Genomic DNA, 16,357 nt, shown 5'->3' on the forward strand with positions numbered 1-16,357 from the left:
ACGGCTTGAGCCCTGTCGAATACAGGTCTCAAGCCGCCTAGGCTGGTTTTCATTATTTGTCCTGTCTACTTGACAGGGAGCACTTCAATATGCGGTCAGGTCTCTTGCTTATTTATAAGTGCTCATGAATTGATGAATCCCAGAAGCGGTGGCGTCTGCCATCCGTTGCCGGTAAGTGATGCTCGTCAAATGCGAGCGGTCGTTCGCGTTGCTGATGAACCCGTATTCGACGAGTGTCGAAGGGACGCTGTTCTTTCCGACGACATAAACGTTTTGATACTTCACGCCACGGTTACGGATTGTCGGGATACGTGCACCGAGTTCACGGTTGATGGCCGCTCCTAGACTCCGGCTAGCCGAGATGTATGGGTTCGTCGTATAGCTTTCTCCGGTCGGCACGAGTACTTCATGACCGTGGTAAGACGTGTTCGTCGAAGAGTTGTTGTGAATGCTGACAAAGGCGCTGCCTTTATACGACTTCGTCAATTCGACGCGTTGTGCGAGCGACAAGTAGACATCGTTCGTGCGTGTCATCCGTGCGTTATAGCCATATGTATTCGAGAGCGTACTCGCGAGACGTGCGGCAATATCGAATGCAATCACTTTTTCGTAAGATGAGCCGTAGACAGCTCCAGGATCGTTTCCACCGTGTCCGGCATCAATCACAATCGTACGTCCCGTACCCGTGGACGTCGTCGGTGTCGTCGTCGTGGCTGGTTTCAAATACTGGGAAGCGACGTAGCCCGTCTTCCCACCGTAACTGACCTTATACCAAGAGCCGTACTTGCTGACATACTTGACGGTCGAGCCGTTCGGGATGGTCATCAATACCTTGCTCCACGAGGCAGCCGTCAAACGCATGTTCAAGTTGACCGTTGTTTGGTAGGAGGTTGTCGATGTCGTCGTGGTCGGGGCTCCTGTGGCTGATAAGTACTGGGAAGCCACATAGCCCGTTTTCCCATTGTAGCTGACCTTATACCAAGAGCCGTAGCGGCTGACGTACTTGACAGTGGCGCCGTTCGGGATGGTCATCAAGACCGTGCTCCATGAGGCTGCCGTCAATCGCATGTTCAAATTGACTGTTGTTTTGTAGTACGAGGCTGAACTCGGCGTGATTGTCGACGCGCTCGATACTTTTACGTACTGCGAAGCGACGTAGCCGGTTTTTCCGCCGTAACTGACTTTGTACCAAGACCCATACGTGCTGACATATTTGACGGACGCCCCGGATGGAATCGTTAGAAGAATCGGACTCCAAGTGGCGGCACTCAAACGAAGGTTCAAGTTAGCTGTCGTCGTGTAGGTCGAGGCAGCTTCGACACGGCTCGATTCGAAACCGGTCGGCGTCAAGTCGAATGGGGCGATGGCCATGCCACCAATGACAAGGGAAGAGCTAAGCAACAGTTTCAAGTTCCAAGATGGTTTCGTTCGGTTCAATCGAGATCCGCTCCTTTGTTCGTCGTTCATATGAAATAGCTGTGAAATGAAATCGTCATCATGTCTCCGTTATTATATAAGGAAACAAGAAAAAAATGGAGGTTAATATGTAAATTGTTTTACTTTTTTTCTAAAAGTTTATTTCCAGAGATTCGGAAATAAAAAAGAGACGCGCAAGGGCGTCTCTTTTGAAGGATTAGGCAAGAGGTGAAGAGTCTTTAGAAGCGACTTGGTTAGTTGGCAAGCTCCAGAGGCGTGGGAAATCCTCAGCTGCGACTTGGTTAGTCGGCAAGCTCCAGAGGCGTGGGAAATCCTCAGCTGCGACTTGGTTAGTCGGCAAGCTCCAAAGGCGTGGGAAATCCTCGGCTGCGACTTGGTTAGCCGGCAAGCTCCAGAGGCGTGGGAAATCCTCGGCTGCGACTTGGTTAGTCGGCAAGCTCCAAAGGCGTGGGAAATCCTCAGCTGCGACTTGGTTAGTCGGCAAGCTCCAGAGGCGTGGAAAATCCTCGGCTGCGACTTGGTTAGTCGGCAAGCTCCAGAGGCGTGGGAAATCCTCAGCTGCGACTTGGTTAGCCGGCAAGCTCCAGAGGCGTGGGAAATCTTCAGCGGCCAATTCTTCTGATGTGAACGGATTTTCTGAAATTAGCGGCTTTGAAATTCCGAAAAGAAGAAGTAAAGCTAATGAAACAATTAGCGCATTTTTGAATTTTTTCATAAATAGTACCTCTTTTCTAGGTTGTATGCTGTGTATTTTTCCGTATATAAACAATATATGACGTAAAGGTACTATTTGGCAATCATTCGAGATGTGGTTGATTCAATTTTAAGGCTGTTAAAACTTGACGAGATTGAAGGATAGCTGATTCAAATATAGAGCCTCGGTAATCTTTTGAATAAACAGGTTCGTGAATTTCAATCATGTTATCAACATCTGAATTGGTAATTGGTAAAACAGAGCATTTTGATTTTTGGCTTAGAATCGCACTACATAGAGGATGTTCTTCATGGTTATTATAATCCTCGTCAACTCCAGGCTTCCATGCAAATGAAACCTCTGGTAAAACATACAGTAAATCACCATCGTGCAGTTTTTCTACACACGTTTCAATCAGGGCTTTTTCACACTGATCTGCGTTTAAATATCCTATAGAAGATCTAAATGGATAAATACTTTTCATACTTCTTTTCAAAATAGTTAACGAGAGTTCGGGACCAATAACCCATATTTTTTTTGAAGAATAAGTTTCGCTTAATATGCGTGCGATTAAATTTGGTAAAGTTTGATAATAATCGATGTGGAATGCATTTATGATAATACCTTTAGAATCTTGTAAGAGAGTTGATAGATTATCAAGGCCTCTAAACTGTTTTTGATCTGAGGGGGTAAATAATGCATCGATTGTAGGTAAGTTTCTTGTTGTAAAATAGATGCGTGGCTTTACATAATCTCTAGCGAGGAGATTACTAAGTTTACTCATTTAGATGACCTCCTTTAGTTTATGCCCTATGTCTTGCTTTTTATCATGGATGGAATAAACTTTAAATGAGACAGTCTGTTAAAACTAACAAAATTCCCTTTTTGGGATTAGTTAAATTCTATCATGGATAAAAGGACTAGTGATTTTGTATCGTTTGGGAAAATAGACGCTTAAAACCTTTGAAAATCGACCATTTATAAGTCTGATTTTCCTAGATGAGATGAAATTTGATGAAAATCGGGTCTAAAGTATTATAAAAAGAGTCCAGGAGATGCTACTGCATGCAAAATAATTATGGGAATTTGATTAAAGTAGAGCGTCTGCGCCGTAATATGAAACAGTCAGTTTTAGCCCGTGGAATATGTTCTATCTCATATTTAAGTAAAATTGAAAATAATCAGACCATACCTAGTGAGGAAGTATTAGAACTAATTTTTAGGAAGTTAGACTTAGACATTCCTCTTTACGTAACAGTAACTGAAGCGGAAATTGAAAAGATTAGGCTAGAAATCACCAGATTAATGAAAGAAGCCATCTTATCTAGAAAGCCTAAAGAAACTGCGGACAACCTGAAGAGAATAGAGCGATATAAAAACGATCATAGGATTTACAAACACAAACCTCTATATATATTAATGTTATTAGTGTTAGCTCGATTTGATTTTATGCCTGGTGGAAAAGAAGGATATTTAACTGAATTAGAATGGCTACAAGATCAGTTCACTTCCGAAGATCGTATGCGGTTTAACGTTCTAAAGGCTTTAAAATCTTTTTCTTTAAACGATAAAGACACCGCCTTGTCTCTTATGCAACAAGTAAGAGACGAGTTGGATACAACATATTTAGAAGAATGGGAAATAGCAGATATCAATTACATCATTGGTGGAATGTATTATAAATACACTGATTATCTTCAAACAATCGAACACGTTACTACAGCTTTGACATACTTTAAAGATAATTTTTATGTGGAACGGGTTATCGAATGCCACTTAATTATTGGATTAGCATTCAAAAGAAGAAAAAGATTTAATGAATCATTGTCCCATTACCAAAAGGCAATAAAGGCTGCTGGAGCTACTGATTTAAAAGGGTATTATGGGATGCTATACAATAACACAGGAGAAATTTATTCTTTGCAAGGAAACCGAGAACTTGCATTAGAATATTTCCTGAAAGGATTAGAATATAAAGTAGAAACCAAAAGTAAGTTACTAAGTATTCTTTCTTTAATTGAGGAATACTCTATTCGGGATAATGCGAAAGAAGTACTTGATTGGGTAGAAAAGGGAGAAAATATCATTAAAGAAGCTGGTATACAGGAAAACCTAGACGAATTTATATACCACTTTGGAGTCTTCCGTGATAAATACACTCATGGAAACAGTAAAGAATTGATTGAAAGTTTGAAAAAGGCAGTTCACTATTTTGAGTCGTCTGATGATTATCATTACACAAACAAATACGCACTTTGGTTAGCGCGTGAGCTACGTGAAAATGGGAAGTATAAACTATCCACTGAATACTATGAAAAATCCATTGCGATTATGTCTCGATGGGATTAACGCCTCTCGAGGCGTTCTTTTTTTTGCACAAAAAAAGAGACGCCCGAATCGTCTCTTGTCGTTTTATGGAGTGGTGAAATAATGAATCGTCCAAATCGGTTCGTTCATCAACGCTTCATCTTCCAAATGGCCCATTTGCACTTGTTGGAGCAAGTGAATGATGTGCTTTTGTAAATTGGCGTCGTGTGAGCCGCTCGTCAAAATCCCATCTTCACTCGCGATGATATAAAATCCACCCAATCGCAACGGAATATGATTTCTTACAATCGACACGGCAGTCTGAAGTTCAGCTTGCCCGCCCTGCAGTGGCACGTTTATATCAAAACGGCCCCATTGTTTAAAGTCGCCTACTTCTGAAAACGGTGGGTCGCGATGATCCAACTCCATGACCTCCAATCTTGTCTGTCTCTTCCTTACTAGTATAGCTCTTTTTTTAAATTTTACCTGCGAGAATAATGGGAAGGGTGTAGTGACGTCGCCTCAGGTTCTCGGTGTTACTCTTTTTCTAGATTATGCCAAAACATTCCTGCAAAAAAGAGAAGCAATAATATAAAAAACACGACCGGAATGAATCCGGCCGCGCTCATTGATGAATCGCCTCTTTTGACGTCGGGAGCTCACAAATAAAGGTGCTACCTTCACCGTAGATCGATTCGACATGTAAATGTCCGTCGTGCGCTTTGGCGATCTCTTTACAGATGGCGAGACCGAGGCCTGTTCCGCCGATTTTCCGGCGGTCCGAGTTGTCGACTCGGTAAAACTTCCCGAACAAGTTCGGCAAGGCGGAAGAAGGGATGCCCATCCCGTTATCCCGGACTTTCATGACGACTTGTCCTTCGAGTCGTTCCAACGAGACGAGCACGTTGCCGCCTTCAGGTGAGTACTTGATGGCGTTACTGAGCAAGTTACCGAGCAACTGCCGCATTCCTTCTAAATCAGCTTCGATTTTGAAGTCTTGTCCGACGTCGGCATCGAGGTGTAAATGATGCGAGTCGGTCGTTTCTTGATAGAAGCTGATGCTGTCACGAGCAAGTTCGAGAAGGTCAACCGTTTCCCATTCGAACGTCTGTTTCCCGGCCTCCATCTTTTGCAAGTCGAGGAAGTCATTTACCAAGTAGGAGAGGCGCTTCGCTTCGTCATGGATGGTCTTCAAATACAATTCGCGACGGCTTTCTTTCAAGTCGCGCTCGAGCATCAATTCTGTAAACCCATAAATAGAAGATAACGGAGTTCGTAATTCGTGAGACACCGTCGAGACGAGCTCCGACTTCATTCGGTCAATCTCGGTCTCGGCCGTCACATCACGCAACACGAGCATCGTGCCGTGTATCTTCCCATCCCGGTAAATGCTCTCGGCGTATACTTGGAGGAAGCAATCACCTTGATCAAGGGAAATCGAGAGGCCATCTTCCGGTGGTTCTTGGTCGAACACACGCTCGACGTAACTGATGAAGAGGTCTTGTTGGTCGACCCGTTCGGCGAACTGTTCGATATCGATCGACAAGGTCGTCAGTTCCTCATAACCTGCGTATTCGAATTGGAGCTCATCGAACATGCGGATAAAGGCGCGGTTACCGACAATCGTGTCTTCCTCATAATTGAAGTAGAGGATGGCTTCGCGCACTGAGTTGATCAGTTGCGCCGTCTCTTTCCGGTCTTGTTGCATTTGGCGATACAGTCGGGTCCGCAATAGCGAGATAGCCAACTGATTCGCAAATGCGTTCAGTTCCGACGTTTCACTCGCGTCGAACGGCTCGTCATAACATGCCAAGTACAAGCAACCGATCATCGTCCCATCTGACGGGTCTTTCACCGGGATGACCGTCTCGTGGATGTAATACGGATAACCGTGAATCTGATCGGCCACTTTCTTCGATGTCGCTTCTAGCGATTTCGAGATCATGACACGTTTTAACAAGAGCGACTGCACCTTTAAATCTTCTTGTTGTTCTGTCGTCATCCCTTTTGGTACGACGGATGTGATTTCATCGTCTTTGATAAGGAGGACCGCCCCGAACTCAGCCTCGGTCAACCAGACGATCTTTTCGATGACAGCAGAGTAGTCTAATAACGACTCCTTTGAAGCGAGTACTTCGATCAGTTCGTTACGATACTTCAATTTTGTCTCGTTTTGTTTAGACGCCTCGAGCACCGACTGCATCTCTTGTTGCTTCGCATGCATTTTCTCATTTTGTCCGACCATTCGTTTAATCAATGGACGGCCGATTAATAAAATAGCAGTGATAAACATGACTAACCCGGTCATCCAAATCCAACGTAACGTCAAAAGTTCGTTTGGCGAGACGTTATCATCCCGAACAAACCAAGCCGCGATTGCCGTTAAAAAGAGACTGACGATACAGACCCCATACAGGATGCCGAGTATTTGACGACTGTTCAATTGTTCAATCCACTTGCCCATAATACGCTCTACTTCCTTCCTTAACTAAAACCATCTCCAATTCAATCGTCATAACCGAAATATACAAAAAGAAAAATCAGATGAACACCGAACTGCTCAAGCGATGTGCCATCAGATGATTGTCTGTTTAATTGTCATATCTAGACGGATATACCCCGTATTTCATCATCCTACACATTCCGATGTGCTCACGTTTGACACGTCCGCTGTGAACGGGATAGTTTGAACCTATAGTCGAATCCAAAGGAGTGCTATCGTATGCTATCGATTGAACCTTCAGCTTTAACCGAACGTGACGCGTATAAATTTTTGATTGGAAGTGTCGTACCGCGCCCAATCGCATTTGTGACGACGCGAAACGGAGAGACGATTAACGCCGCTCCGTTCAGTTATTTCAATATCGTTGCTTCCGAACCACCACTTCTCTCGGTGTCGGTTCAACGGAAGGACGGTGTCATGAAAGACACGGCTCGTAACGCTGTCGCGACCGAAGAACTCGTCATCCATATCGTAGACGAAACGAATGTGACCCTCGTCAATGAGACGGCAGCCAATCTAGGACCCGAGGAAAGCGAACTCGAGCGGACGGCCTTCACCATCGTGCCTAGCGACGTCGTGGAGACACCGGGTGTGAAAGAAGCCAAAATCCGGATGGAGTGTAAACTTCACCATCACGTTCCAATCGAACACGATGGCGTCGTGACAGCGGACTTGTTGATCGCTCGCGTCGTCCGGTTTCACATCGAGCCAGCGCTTTATCAGGCTGGACGCATCGATGCGGAACAACTGGCGCCGGTCAGTCGTCTCGCCGGCAACTTTTATGCGACCCTCGGGGACACTTTTGAAATCGAACGACCAAAATAAACGTCATGGCGCCTGCTCAAATCAGAGACAAGGCGCCTTTTTTCGGGTAAAGAATGGAAAACCGATTGGCATGATGGTTTTCTTTCACACGAGCGCTTGAATATGTCACAATAAAGTCAGAACATTCAATTTTCGAACGCGTCAGCGATTAGAGAAAAAAGGGGAGTCGGCTATGTCCTATCGTCCAGCCATTCAATCGATCATCAATGCCATTGAAACGGTGATCGTCGGGAAAGAAGATGTCATCGCAAAAAGTTTGACTGCGTTGCTTGCCGGAGGTCACGTGTTGTTAGAAGACGTGCCCGGGGTCGGGAAGACGATGCTCGTTCGTACGTTCAGTCGTGCCATTGATTTGGATTTTAAACGCGTTCAGTTCACTCCGGACATGTTGCCGTCCGACTTGACGGGGATCTCGATGTACAATCAAAAGACAAAAGAGTTCGAGTACCGTCCGGGACCTTTGATGGGGAACATCGTCTTGGCTGATGAAATCAACCGGACCTCTCCGAAAACGCAGTCGGCGTTACTCGAGGCGATGGCGGAGCGCAGTGTGACCGTCGATGGGGAAGTCAAAATCTTACCTTCCCCGTTCTTCGTCATGGCGACACAAAACCCGATTGAACATGAAGGGACATACCCGCTCCCGGAAGCCCAGCTCGACCGATTCCTTCTTAAAATCGAGATGGGGTACCCGTCGTTCAATGAAGAAATCTCTTTGTTGACCCGTTTCGAAAAGGCAGAGCCGCTCGAGGCGCTCCAAAGTGTCATCACGAAACACGAAGTCGAACAGATGCAGCGTGACGTGCGTGACGTGCATGTCTCGAGTGCGGTCAAACAGTATATCGTCCGCTTGATCCATGAGTCGCGCAACGACCCGAACACGTACCTCGGGGGTAGTCCGCGTGCGACGCTCGCTCTGATGAAGGCAGCTCAGGCGTGGGCGTATATCCATAACCGTGATTTCGTCTTGCCAGATGACGTGAAGGCGCTCGCGGGTAGTGTGCTCGGACACCGTATCTTGTTGACGGCAGAGGCGCGTTATAAAGGGAAAACGGCCGAACAGCTCGTCAAAGGTTGGCTCGACTCGCTACCGGTCCCGATGGATCGTGAGGTCAAAGAAGTATGAAAAATTGGATGAAGCTGTTCCTCGTGTGGGCGGCGGCATTCGGACTTTACGCGTTCGCCCGGATCGAAGGGAGTATCGTCGCCTCGACACTTTGGTGGTCATTTTTCGTTTTGGCGGCGTATTGGACAATCTTTATGATTTACCCGGTCACGGCAGCCAACGTCTCGCGGCGAATCACGACCAAACGACTCGTCTCGGGCCAAACGATGGACGTAGAACTGCAAGTGGAGCGGAAATACCCGTTTCTTGTCGGGGTCGTCACGTTAGAAGAGACACCACCGCCTCGTCTCGCTACATCGACGGACGTGATTGTTACCCCGGTCGACCGCTTTTTTCGGCGAACAGAGACGGTGCATTACGAAATCGAACAGATCCGCCGGGGGATCCACGTGTTCGATCGGACGGTCCTTCACGTACGTGACGTGTTCGGGCTGTTCGATCGTAAACGGACGTTGCGGCTCGAGACGGTCGTCGAAGTGTCGCCGGCTGAACTTCCGTTCGATTTGCCGCGTGATGAGCAGGTCGGTGGGCGTGGCGAACAGTACCGGCGCACGCGGACATATACAGAAGTAGCGAACACGACGAGCGGTGTCCGGGAATACGCGGCCGGTGACCGCATCGGCCGGATTGATTGGAAGGCCTCGGCTCGTCGAGGTAACTTGATGACGAAAACGTTCGATCAAGAGCAGGAGAAAAAACTCTCGCTCGTCTTCGTCCCGTCCACATCTGCCGGACACGAAGAAGCGTTCGAACGATCGCTGTCGTTACTCGTCGGCGCGATTCGGCAACTTGAACGGAAAAACTTGCCGTTTGAACTGTACGTCATCGAAGAACAGGTCCGTCTATTTCATTTGCCGGACCAAAGCGCCGAGGTCGGGCATTACTTGCTGACGGCGACGCCGGAACCGGAAGGGCGTCTTGTTGAACGAGTGAAGCGTAACTTGCCGCAAGAGGTCGGAAACTTGATTTTAATCAGCCCGCTCGAGACGAAATGGGTACGCGAAATCATGAATGAGACCCAAGGTAGCTATCACTTGTACACGGCGAACGAGGTGACGACATGACGATGTGGGTGAAACGGATTGTCTATACGGCACTTGCCGCTTACTTGTTGTCGTTTTGGGTCGAGCCGATTGTCGGGAGTACGACGTTCGACGTCAATTGGCCGTTCCTGTTTTTACTCCTCGTCCCGATGTTTGCGAGCTTGTTGCCTTGGTATGGGTTCATCGCCGTGGTTGTCCTCAACTTCTTTACCATCTTGTACGTGTATCACGGCAGTATCTTAGATTGGTTTGGGCTCTGGGTAGAAGATTTAAGTGGGGTGCTGAGCGGGGCTTTACCAGAAGAAGCAATTTTCTTCTCGGCGATGGCGCTCATCGGTGTCCTGTTCGCCATCTTGGTCGGACGGACGTATCCAAGCTATGGTTTCGTCCTCGGGATGATCGTCTCGACGCTCGGATTGATGGCATACTTTGACACATGGACGCTTTATGACGGAGAAGGAAAAATACTACTTGCGATTTTAGCGTCACTCTTATTACTCTTCGTGACCGATTTGGCGAAACGGCCGAGCAAGTCGCTCGTCCGCTATGTCAGTATCGCTCTCCTCGCTTCGGTCGTGTTGGCGCTCGCGAGCGTGTCGCCGACGATTGAAGGGGACTGGTCCGATCGGTTGACGACGAGTTTCCAAAACGCTGGCAACGATGAAGGGTCAGGCAGCGGTCGAGTCGGCTACGGGGTGAACGATGAGCAACTCGGTGGACCGTTCGAACAGGATGACGGGATCGTCTTCATCGCCCGTGGTGTACCGGCACGCTACTGGCGCATCGAATCAAAAGAGATTTACACCGGTAAAGGTTGGGTCGAGTCCCCGGTCCTCGACTCGGACTACAACCGCGGCCAGCTCGTCGACCCGGACGTCGATACGACGCCTGAACAGGCGCTGCTCCGATTCGACCGGCGTCAAACGTTCGTCCCGTATGGCGGGGAGTATCCACAAGCGACCGAGACGGACAATGGGACCGAATTCAGGGTCGGCAGTATCGAGGAGCCGTTCCCGAACGAGACGATTCACATCCGTCCGTCCGGAAAGATCGTCTTCGACAATGATGGCCAAACGACGCCGCAGACGATTCAACTTCGCTACAGCGTCCCTTCCTTCACTGAAGAGCAACTGGCATTGAACGAACCGGTGACGACGTTGACGGAAGAAGAGCGGCAGGCGTACTTACAACTACCGGATTCGCTTCCGGACCGTGTTCGTGACTTGGCGGCTGACATCACGGCTGACAGCGAGAGTCCTTACGAGGACGCCCAAGCCGTTCAGGGGTACTTCCAATCTGGAGAATTCCAATACAACACGGAAGACGTCGCCGTCCCGGAAGGGGATACCGATTACGTCGATCAATTTTTGTTTGATACGTTGATCGGGTACTGCGACAACTTCTCGACCTCGGCCGCTGTCCTTCTACGGGCGAGCGGGGTGCCGACGCGTTGGGTCAAAGGCTTCACGATGGGTGATGCGCGCGGGGTCATTCAAGGGGAAGAAGAATACACGGTCCGGAACCGTCACGCTCACTCATGGGTAGAATATTTCGTGGAAGGCGCAGGCTGGGTCCCGCTTGAGGCGACGATCAGTTTCTCGGACGCCAACTTACTTCAAATCGAGACGGAGGACGAAACGAATTCAGAAGACCCGGCAGCCAACGATCCACAAGCATCGCAAGACAATGAGCAGACGAACCGTCCACAGGAAGATTTGGCACTCGATGATGTCACATCAGGTGAGGCGGCAACGGAGAATTGGAATATGCCGGTCTGGGGTTGGGTGTTGATTGTCTTTACGGTCGCCGTTCTCGTATGGAACCGAAAATCGATTGAACGCCTCGTCATGATGCTTTGGTGGACACGGCGTCCATTGAATGAAAATCGACTCGTCGCCATGCACCGATATCTAGTTAAACGACTCCGCGGAGCAGGCTTCAAAGTCGACGGGCGCACGCCGTCAGAACTCGCTGCAGAGGTCGATGCCTATTATGAGTCGACCGAAATGACGAGATTGACCCGTCTGTTCGAGCAAAGTATCTATGCCGACCAAACACCGAATTCAAAATATAAAGAATATTGGAAAATCATGATTCGTCGAATTATGAGTTGAAGTAGGCGGATGCATACAGTAAGATAGACGCATTAGTTAGATAATTGAACAGCATTCCTTCGTATATACTCGCGAATTGGCGCGAGAGTCTCTACCGGACCACCGTAAATGGACCGACTATGAAGGAGCACGTTTCGTATACACAGAAAAGGGCGTGCTTCTTCTTCGGTTTAGTGAATCCGTGGGAGAAGCTCGCTCTTTTTTTGAGAAGAAGGCAGAAAGGTGGAGGTTTTGTGAAAATAGAACAAGAGATGATTTTGGTGCTCGACTTTGGAGGCCAGTACAACCAGTTGATCACACGTCGTGTGCGTGACCTTGGCGTATATAGTGAGCTTCATTCCCACAAGATGACCGCTGCTGAGATTCGTGAACTGGCTCCGGCCGGGATTATTTTCTCGGGTGGACCGAACAGTGTGTACGCGGAAGGCGCATATCGCTGTGACCCAGAAATTTTCGAACTCGGGATTCCGATTTTCGGGATCTGTTACGGCATGCAGCTCATGACACATCACTTCGGTGGACGTGTCGAGCGGGCCGCACATCGTGAATACGGGAAAGCGACGCTCTTCTCGACGCCGGAAGCTTCGGCCCTCTACAAGGATCTTCCAGTGGAACATACTGTTTGGATGAGTCACGGTGACCTCGTTATGGAAGCACCGCCAGGATTTATCGTTGATGGGACGAACCCTTCTTGTCCGGTCGCCTCAATCAAGAGTGATGACCTCAAGATGTATGGGGTGCAGTATCACCCGGAAGTCCGTCACTCGGAGTACGGAAACGACATCTTGAAAAACTTCATCTATGAAGTGTGTGGTGCCAAAGGCGAATGGTCGATGGAAAACTTCATCGACATCGAAGTCGAGAAGATTCGTGAAATCGTCGGTGACAAGCAAGTTCTTTGTGCCTTGTCAGGTGGTGTTGACTCATCGGTCGTGGCGGCGCTCGTTCACCGCGCGATCGGCGACCAGTTGACATGTATGTTCGTCGACCATGGCTTGCTCCGTAAAAACGAAGCGGACAGCGTCATGAAGACGTTCGCGGACGGATTTAACATGAAAGTCATCAAAATCGATGCACGTGATCGTTTCATGGCGAAACTAGCCGGCGTCTCAGATCCGGAACAAAAGCGTAAAATCATCGGCAACGAGTTCATCTACGTGTTTGACGAAGAAGCGTCTAAACTTGTGGACATGGACTTCCTTGCCCAAGGTACGCTCTACACGGATATCATCGAGAGCGGAACAGATACGGCACAAACGATCAAGTCGCACCATAACGTCGGTGGACTTCCAGAAGATATGAACTTCACGTTGATCGAGCCGCTCAACACGCTCTTTAAAGACGAAGTACGTGAACTCGGTACTGAACTCGGATTGCCAGACTATATCGTATGGCGTCAACCGTTCCCGGGACCAGGTCTTGGCATTCGTGTTCTCGGTGAAATCACAGAAGAGAAACTCGAAATCGTGCGCGAATCTGATGCGATTTTGCGCGAAGAAGTGAAGAAGGCCGGTCTCGAACGTGATATTTGGCAATATTTCACGGTCCTTACACCGATTCGTTCAGTCGGCGTCATGGGCGACGAGCGGACGTATGACTATGCCGTCGGCGTACGTGCCGTCACATCAATTGATGGGATGACTTCGGATTGGGCCCGCATCCCATGGGATGTACTCGAGAAGATTTCGGTCCGTATTGTCAACGAAGTCAGTCACGTCAACCGTGTCCTGTACGACATCACATCGAAGCCACCAGCAACAATCGAGTGGGAATAATAGGCAGAGGGGAGCAATCCTCTCTGTTTTTATATGGAAAAACCGAACATTAGAATGAAATATTTGATTAAAATCCGTCATTACTGTTGACATTCATTTTTGACGTTGTTAAGATAAAAACGTTCTTATCATATCCGAACAATTAAAAATTATTTTGCCGTATAATATCGGGAATATGGCCCGAGAGTCTCTACGAAATCACCTTAAATGATTTCACTACGGCGAGACATAGATTCGGGGACGTATGTCCCTGTATGTTTCGCGTGGGGTCTCCGGTCATCGATCGGGGACCTTTTCTCGTTTTACGGCGAGCCAAGGAGGAAAATCAATGAGCACACAGCTCAAGCAAGAACCAAATCATCAACCGTCAGAAAGCCGAATCGAACGTCACTTCCAGTTGAAAGAACTTGGAACGAACGTGAAAACCGAACTCGTCGCAGGATTCACGACATTCTTGGCCATGGCTTACATCTTATTCGTCAACCCGAACGTATTGGGCGCAGCGGGTATGGATATGGGTGCCGTTTTCGTCGCAACTGGTCTCGTCGCACTGATTGGATCGGTCACGATGGGTCTGTTCGCCAACTACCCGATCGCCATCGCGCCAGGCATGGGGCTTAACGCCTTCTTCGCCTACAGTGTCGTTATCGGCATGGGCATCCCTTGGCAGACGGCACTCTCGGGTGTTCTCGTCTCAGGACTGTTCTTTATCGCTTTGACGCTCTCGGGCATTCGTGAGACGGTCGTCAATGCGATTCCGGCTCCGCTTAAAATGGCGGTGGCTGCAGGGATTGGTTTCTTCATCGCCTTCATCGGCTTGAAAAATGCAGGAATTGTCGTTGCGAACGAAGCGACGCTTGTTAGTCTCGGTTCGCTCGGAACAGGAACTACGCTCCTCGCGGTATTCGGTCTTGTTGTAAGTGCATTGCTAATGGCACGAGACGTCAAAGGTGGCATTTTCATTGGGATGTTGTTGACAGCTATCGCGGGAATGATTTTTGGTCTCGTGCCGACACCGACTGCGATTTCAGATGTTGTATCGATGCCGCCGAGCATGTCTTCGACGTTCGGCCAAGCGTTCATTAACTTTGGTGATGTCTTCACACTTCAAATGCTTATCGTCATCTTGACGTTCTTCTTCATCGACTTCTTCGATACAGCCGGCACGCTCGTCGCGGTGGCGCGTCAAGCTGGGATCATGAAAGAAAACAAAGTGCCGCGTGCGAGTAAGGCGCTCATGGCTGATTCGACTGCGACGGTTGCAGGTGCAATCTTTGGGACATCGACTGCGACATCATATGTAGAGTCGTCGGCGGGAGTTGCGGCGGGTGGTCGTACAGGGTTGACTGCTGTATTCGCAGGTTTATTCTTCGGATTGGCTTTGTTCTTCTCACCACTCTTAGCGGTTGTCACGGCACCGGTCACGGCACCGGCCTTGATTATTGTTGGTGTGTTGATGGCTTCAGCTCTACTTGATATCGATTGGAAAAAAATCGAAATCGCGGTTCCGGCATTCTTAACGATTATCATGATGCCACTCACTTCGTCGATTGCGACGGGGATTGGGCTTGGGTTCATCTTGTACCCGCTCATGATGATCGCGAAAGGGAAAACAAAAGAGATTCACCCAATCATGTACGGAATGCTAGTCATATTCTTGGCGTACTTCATGTTCTTGCCACACGCGTAAATAAACGGAGCCGACTCGGTTATGAGTCGGCTTTTTTTGTATGCAGTGTTTTCGGGAAGGAACAGATCATACATCGTTGGTGCGTGGTTTCTGTAATGTGTTCATTGCGGATAAACGTGACATCTTGTGAGAGAACGCATTTGAAAATTTGATTGTGGCGAATGGTCCTGTTCCACCATTCCTTCGTGAAATGATGGTTTTCTTCATATATATGGTATTGAACAGTCGATGGTGTATTTAACCTCCATTCACCTACTAGGCAATTGTCCTCTATATATAGAAGGAGTTGAAACGTTTGATTCGCGATTTAGAGATTCAAGTAGTTGTAGCGTACGTGGCCTGCTTCCGAGCGGTTGGTATCTGCGAGAGTCTGGAAAGACATCATAGCTATGAAGATAACGCTTGATTCCGGAAAGGGGACTATGGAGTGTGAGCAGTAGATTAGGTTAGATAGTTGGTATAATCCTCCCTTGACCCCGGTCGGTACTTTCCGTAATGTAAAATCATTCCGTCGGTCGATCGTCTTCCAATCCTTGAGTCGGGCCGAGGTGAAAAGGTGATTTAAAACTTTTTAAAGTTTTTTTAGAATAATGCTTGCCATGTTATAGAAAGGGATGCTATAGTTATCTCTGTTGCCAGCGATGCTTACAACTTAGTAAACAAACTGGTTGACACACAACAATGATAAATGTTATTATCATTTAGTCGCTAAGAGCGGCAGACGAACTTTGAAAACTGAACGATGAGGCAAAAAAAGTTTTACAATTTTTGAATGAAGCGCAAGCTTCGTCATTTTTAAAGAGCTATATCAAATTCTTTGGAGAGTTTGATCCTGGCTCAGGA

12 protein-coding genes and 2 riboswitches are annotated in these 16,357 nt (G+C 48.0%); of the genes, 7 read left to right on the plus strand and 5 right to left on the minus strand.

What is annotated here, in order from left to right:
* Positions 1-108 precede the first annotated feature (108 nt).
* The 3 genes from KNP78_RS15250 to KNP78_RS15260 all read right to left on the minus strand — a co-directional run bounded on the left by KNP78_RS15250 (position 109) and on the right by KNP78_RS15260 (position 2,915).
* On the minus strand, positions 109-1,437 hold the full coding sequence (locus KNP78_RS15250; RefSeq protein WP_214825376.1) for an N-acetylmuramoyl-L-alanine amidase family protein: 1,329 nt from the start codon (positions 1,435-1,437) through the stop codon (positions 109-111).
* Positions 1,438-1,633: 196 nt separating this feature from the next.
* The gene (locus KNP78_RS15255) at positions 1,634-2,152 is read right to left on the minus strand and encodes a hypothetical protein (RefSeq protein WP_034781604.1); all 519 of its coding nucleotides are present in this window, start codon (positions 2,150-2,152) and stop codon (positions 1,634-1,636) included.
* 82 nt (positions 2,153-2,234) lie between these two features.
* Positions 2,235-2,915, minus strand: coding sequence for a hypothetical protein (locus tag KNP78_RS15260; RefSeq protein WP_034781607.1), 681 nt, complete (start codon positions 2,913-2,915; stop codon positions 2,235-2,237).
* A 281-nt stretch (positions 2,916-3,196) separates the two neighbouring features.
* Here KNP78_RS15260 and KNP78_RS15265 point away from each other — a divergent pair, with 281 nt between their 5' ends.
* Entirely contained in the window at positions 3,197-4,480 is a 1,284-nt protein-coding gene (locus KNP78_RS15265) for a tetratricopeptide repeat protein (protein WP_034781610.1), read from the plus strand.
* Positions 4,481-4,543: 63 nt separating this feature from the next.
* Here KNP78_RS15265 and KNP78_RS15270 read toward each other — a convergent pair whose 3' ends face one another.
* Positions 4,544-4,861 (minus strand): hypothetical protein, encoded by a 318-nt coding sequence (locus KNP78_RS15270; protein ID WP_214825378.1) that lies wholly within the window; start codon positions 4,859-4,861, stop codon positions 4,544-4,546.
* Positions 4,862-5,063: 202 nt separating this feature from the next.
* Positions 5,064-6,902, minus strand: coding sequence for an ATP-binding protein (locus tag KNP78_RS15275; protein ID WP_235420266.1), 1,839 nt, complete (start codon positions 6,900-6,902; stop codon positions 5,064-5,066).
* 258 nt (positions 6,903-7,160) lie between these two features.
* Between KNP78_RS15275 and KNP78_RS15280 the strand changes: the two genes are divergently transcribed.
* The 6 genes from KNP78_RS15280 (at position 7,161) to KNP78_RS15305 (ending at position 15,514) form a co-directional block, all read left to right on the plus strand.
* A complete protein-coding gene (locus KNP78_RS15280) occupies positions 7,161-7,766 on the plus strand; it encodes a flavin reductase family protein (RefSeq protein WP_214825381.1) in 606 nt (201 codons plus the stop codon).
* A 172-nt stretch (positions 7,767-7,938) separates the two neighbouring features.
* Positions 7,939-8,892: an AAA family ATPase gene (locus tag KNP78_RS15285; protein ID WP_214709525.1), complete on the plus strand. Its 954-nt coding sequence runs from the start codon at positions 7,939-7,941 to the stop codon at positions 8,890-8,892.
* Complete coding sequence (locus KNP78_RS15290; protein WP_034781624.1) at positions 8,889-9,956, plus strand: DUF58 domain-containing protein; 1,068 nt, start codon at positions 8,889-8,891, stop codon at positions 9,954-9,956. The genes KNP78_RS15285 and KNP78_RS15290 overlap by 4 nt, the downstream gene beginning before the upstream one ends.
* The gene (locus KNP78_RS15295) at positions 9,953-12,049 is read left to right on the plus strand and encodes a transglutaminase domain-containing protein (RefSeq protein ID WP_214825383.1); all 2,097 of its coding nucleotides are present in this window, start codon (positions 9,953-9,955) and stop codon (positions 12,047-12,049) included. Before KNP78_RS15290 ends, KNP78_RS15295 begins: the two co-directional genes overlap by 4 nt.
* A gap of 39 nt (positions 12,050-12,088) precedes the next feature.
* Positions 12,089-12,189: riboswitch (purine riboswitch) on the plus strand.
* Positions 12,190-12,300: 111 nt separating this feature from the next.
* Complete coding sequence (gene guaA, locus KNP78_RS15300) at positions 12,301-13,824, plus strand: glutamine-hydrolyzing GMP synthase (RefSeq protein ID WP_034781662.1); 1,524 nt, start codon at positions 12,301-12,303, stop codon at positions 13,822-13,824.
* 137 nt (positions 13,825-13,961) lie between these two features.
* A riboswitch (purine riboswitch) is annotated at positions 13,962-14,063 on the plus strand.
* Between the two features lie 89 nt (positions 14,064-14,152).
* On the plus strand, positions 14,153-15,514 hold the full coding sequence (locus KNP78_RS15305) for an NCS2 family permease (RefSeq protein ID WP_034781627.1): 1,362 nt from the start codon (positions 14,153-14,155) through the stop codon (positions 15,512-15,514).
* Positions 15,515-16,357 lie beyond the last annotated feature (843 nt).

It is taken from the genome of Exiguobacterium sp. s28, assembly GCF_018618135.1.
In the GTDB taxonomy this organism is placed as follows: Bacteria; Bacillota; Bacilli; order Exiguobacteriales; family Exiguobacteriaceae; genus Exiguobacterium; species Exiguobacterium mexicanum_A.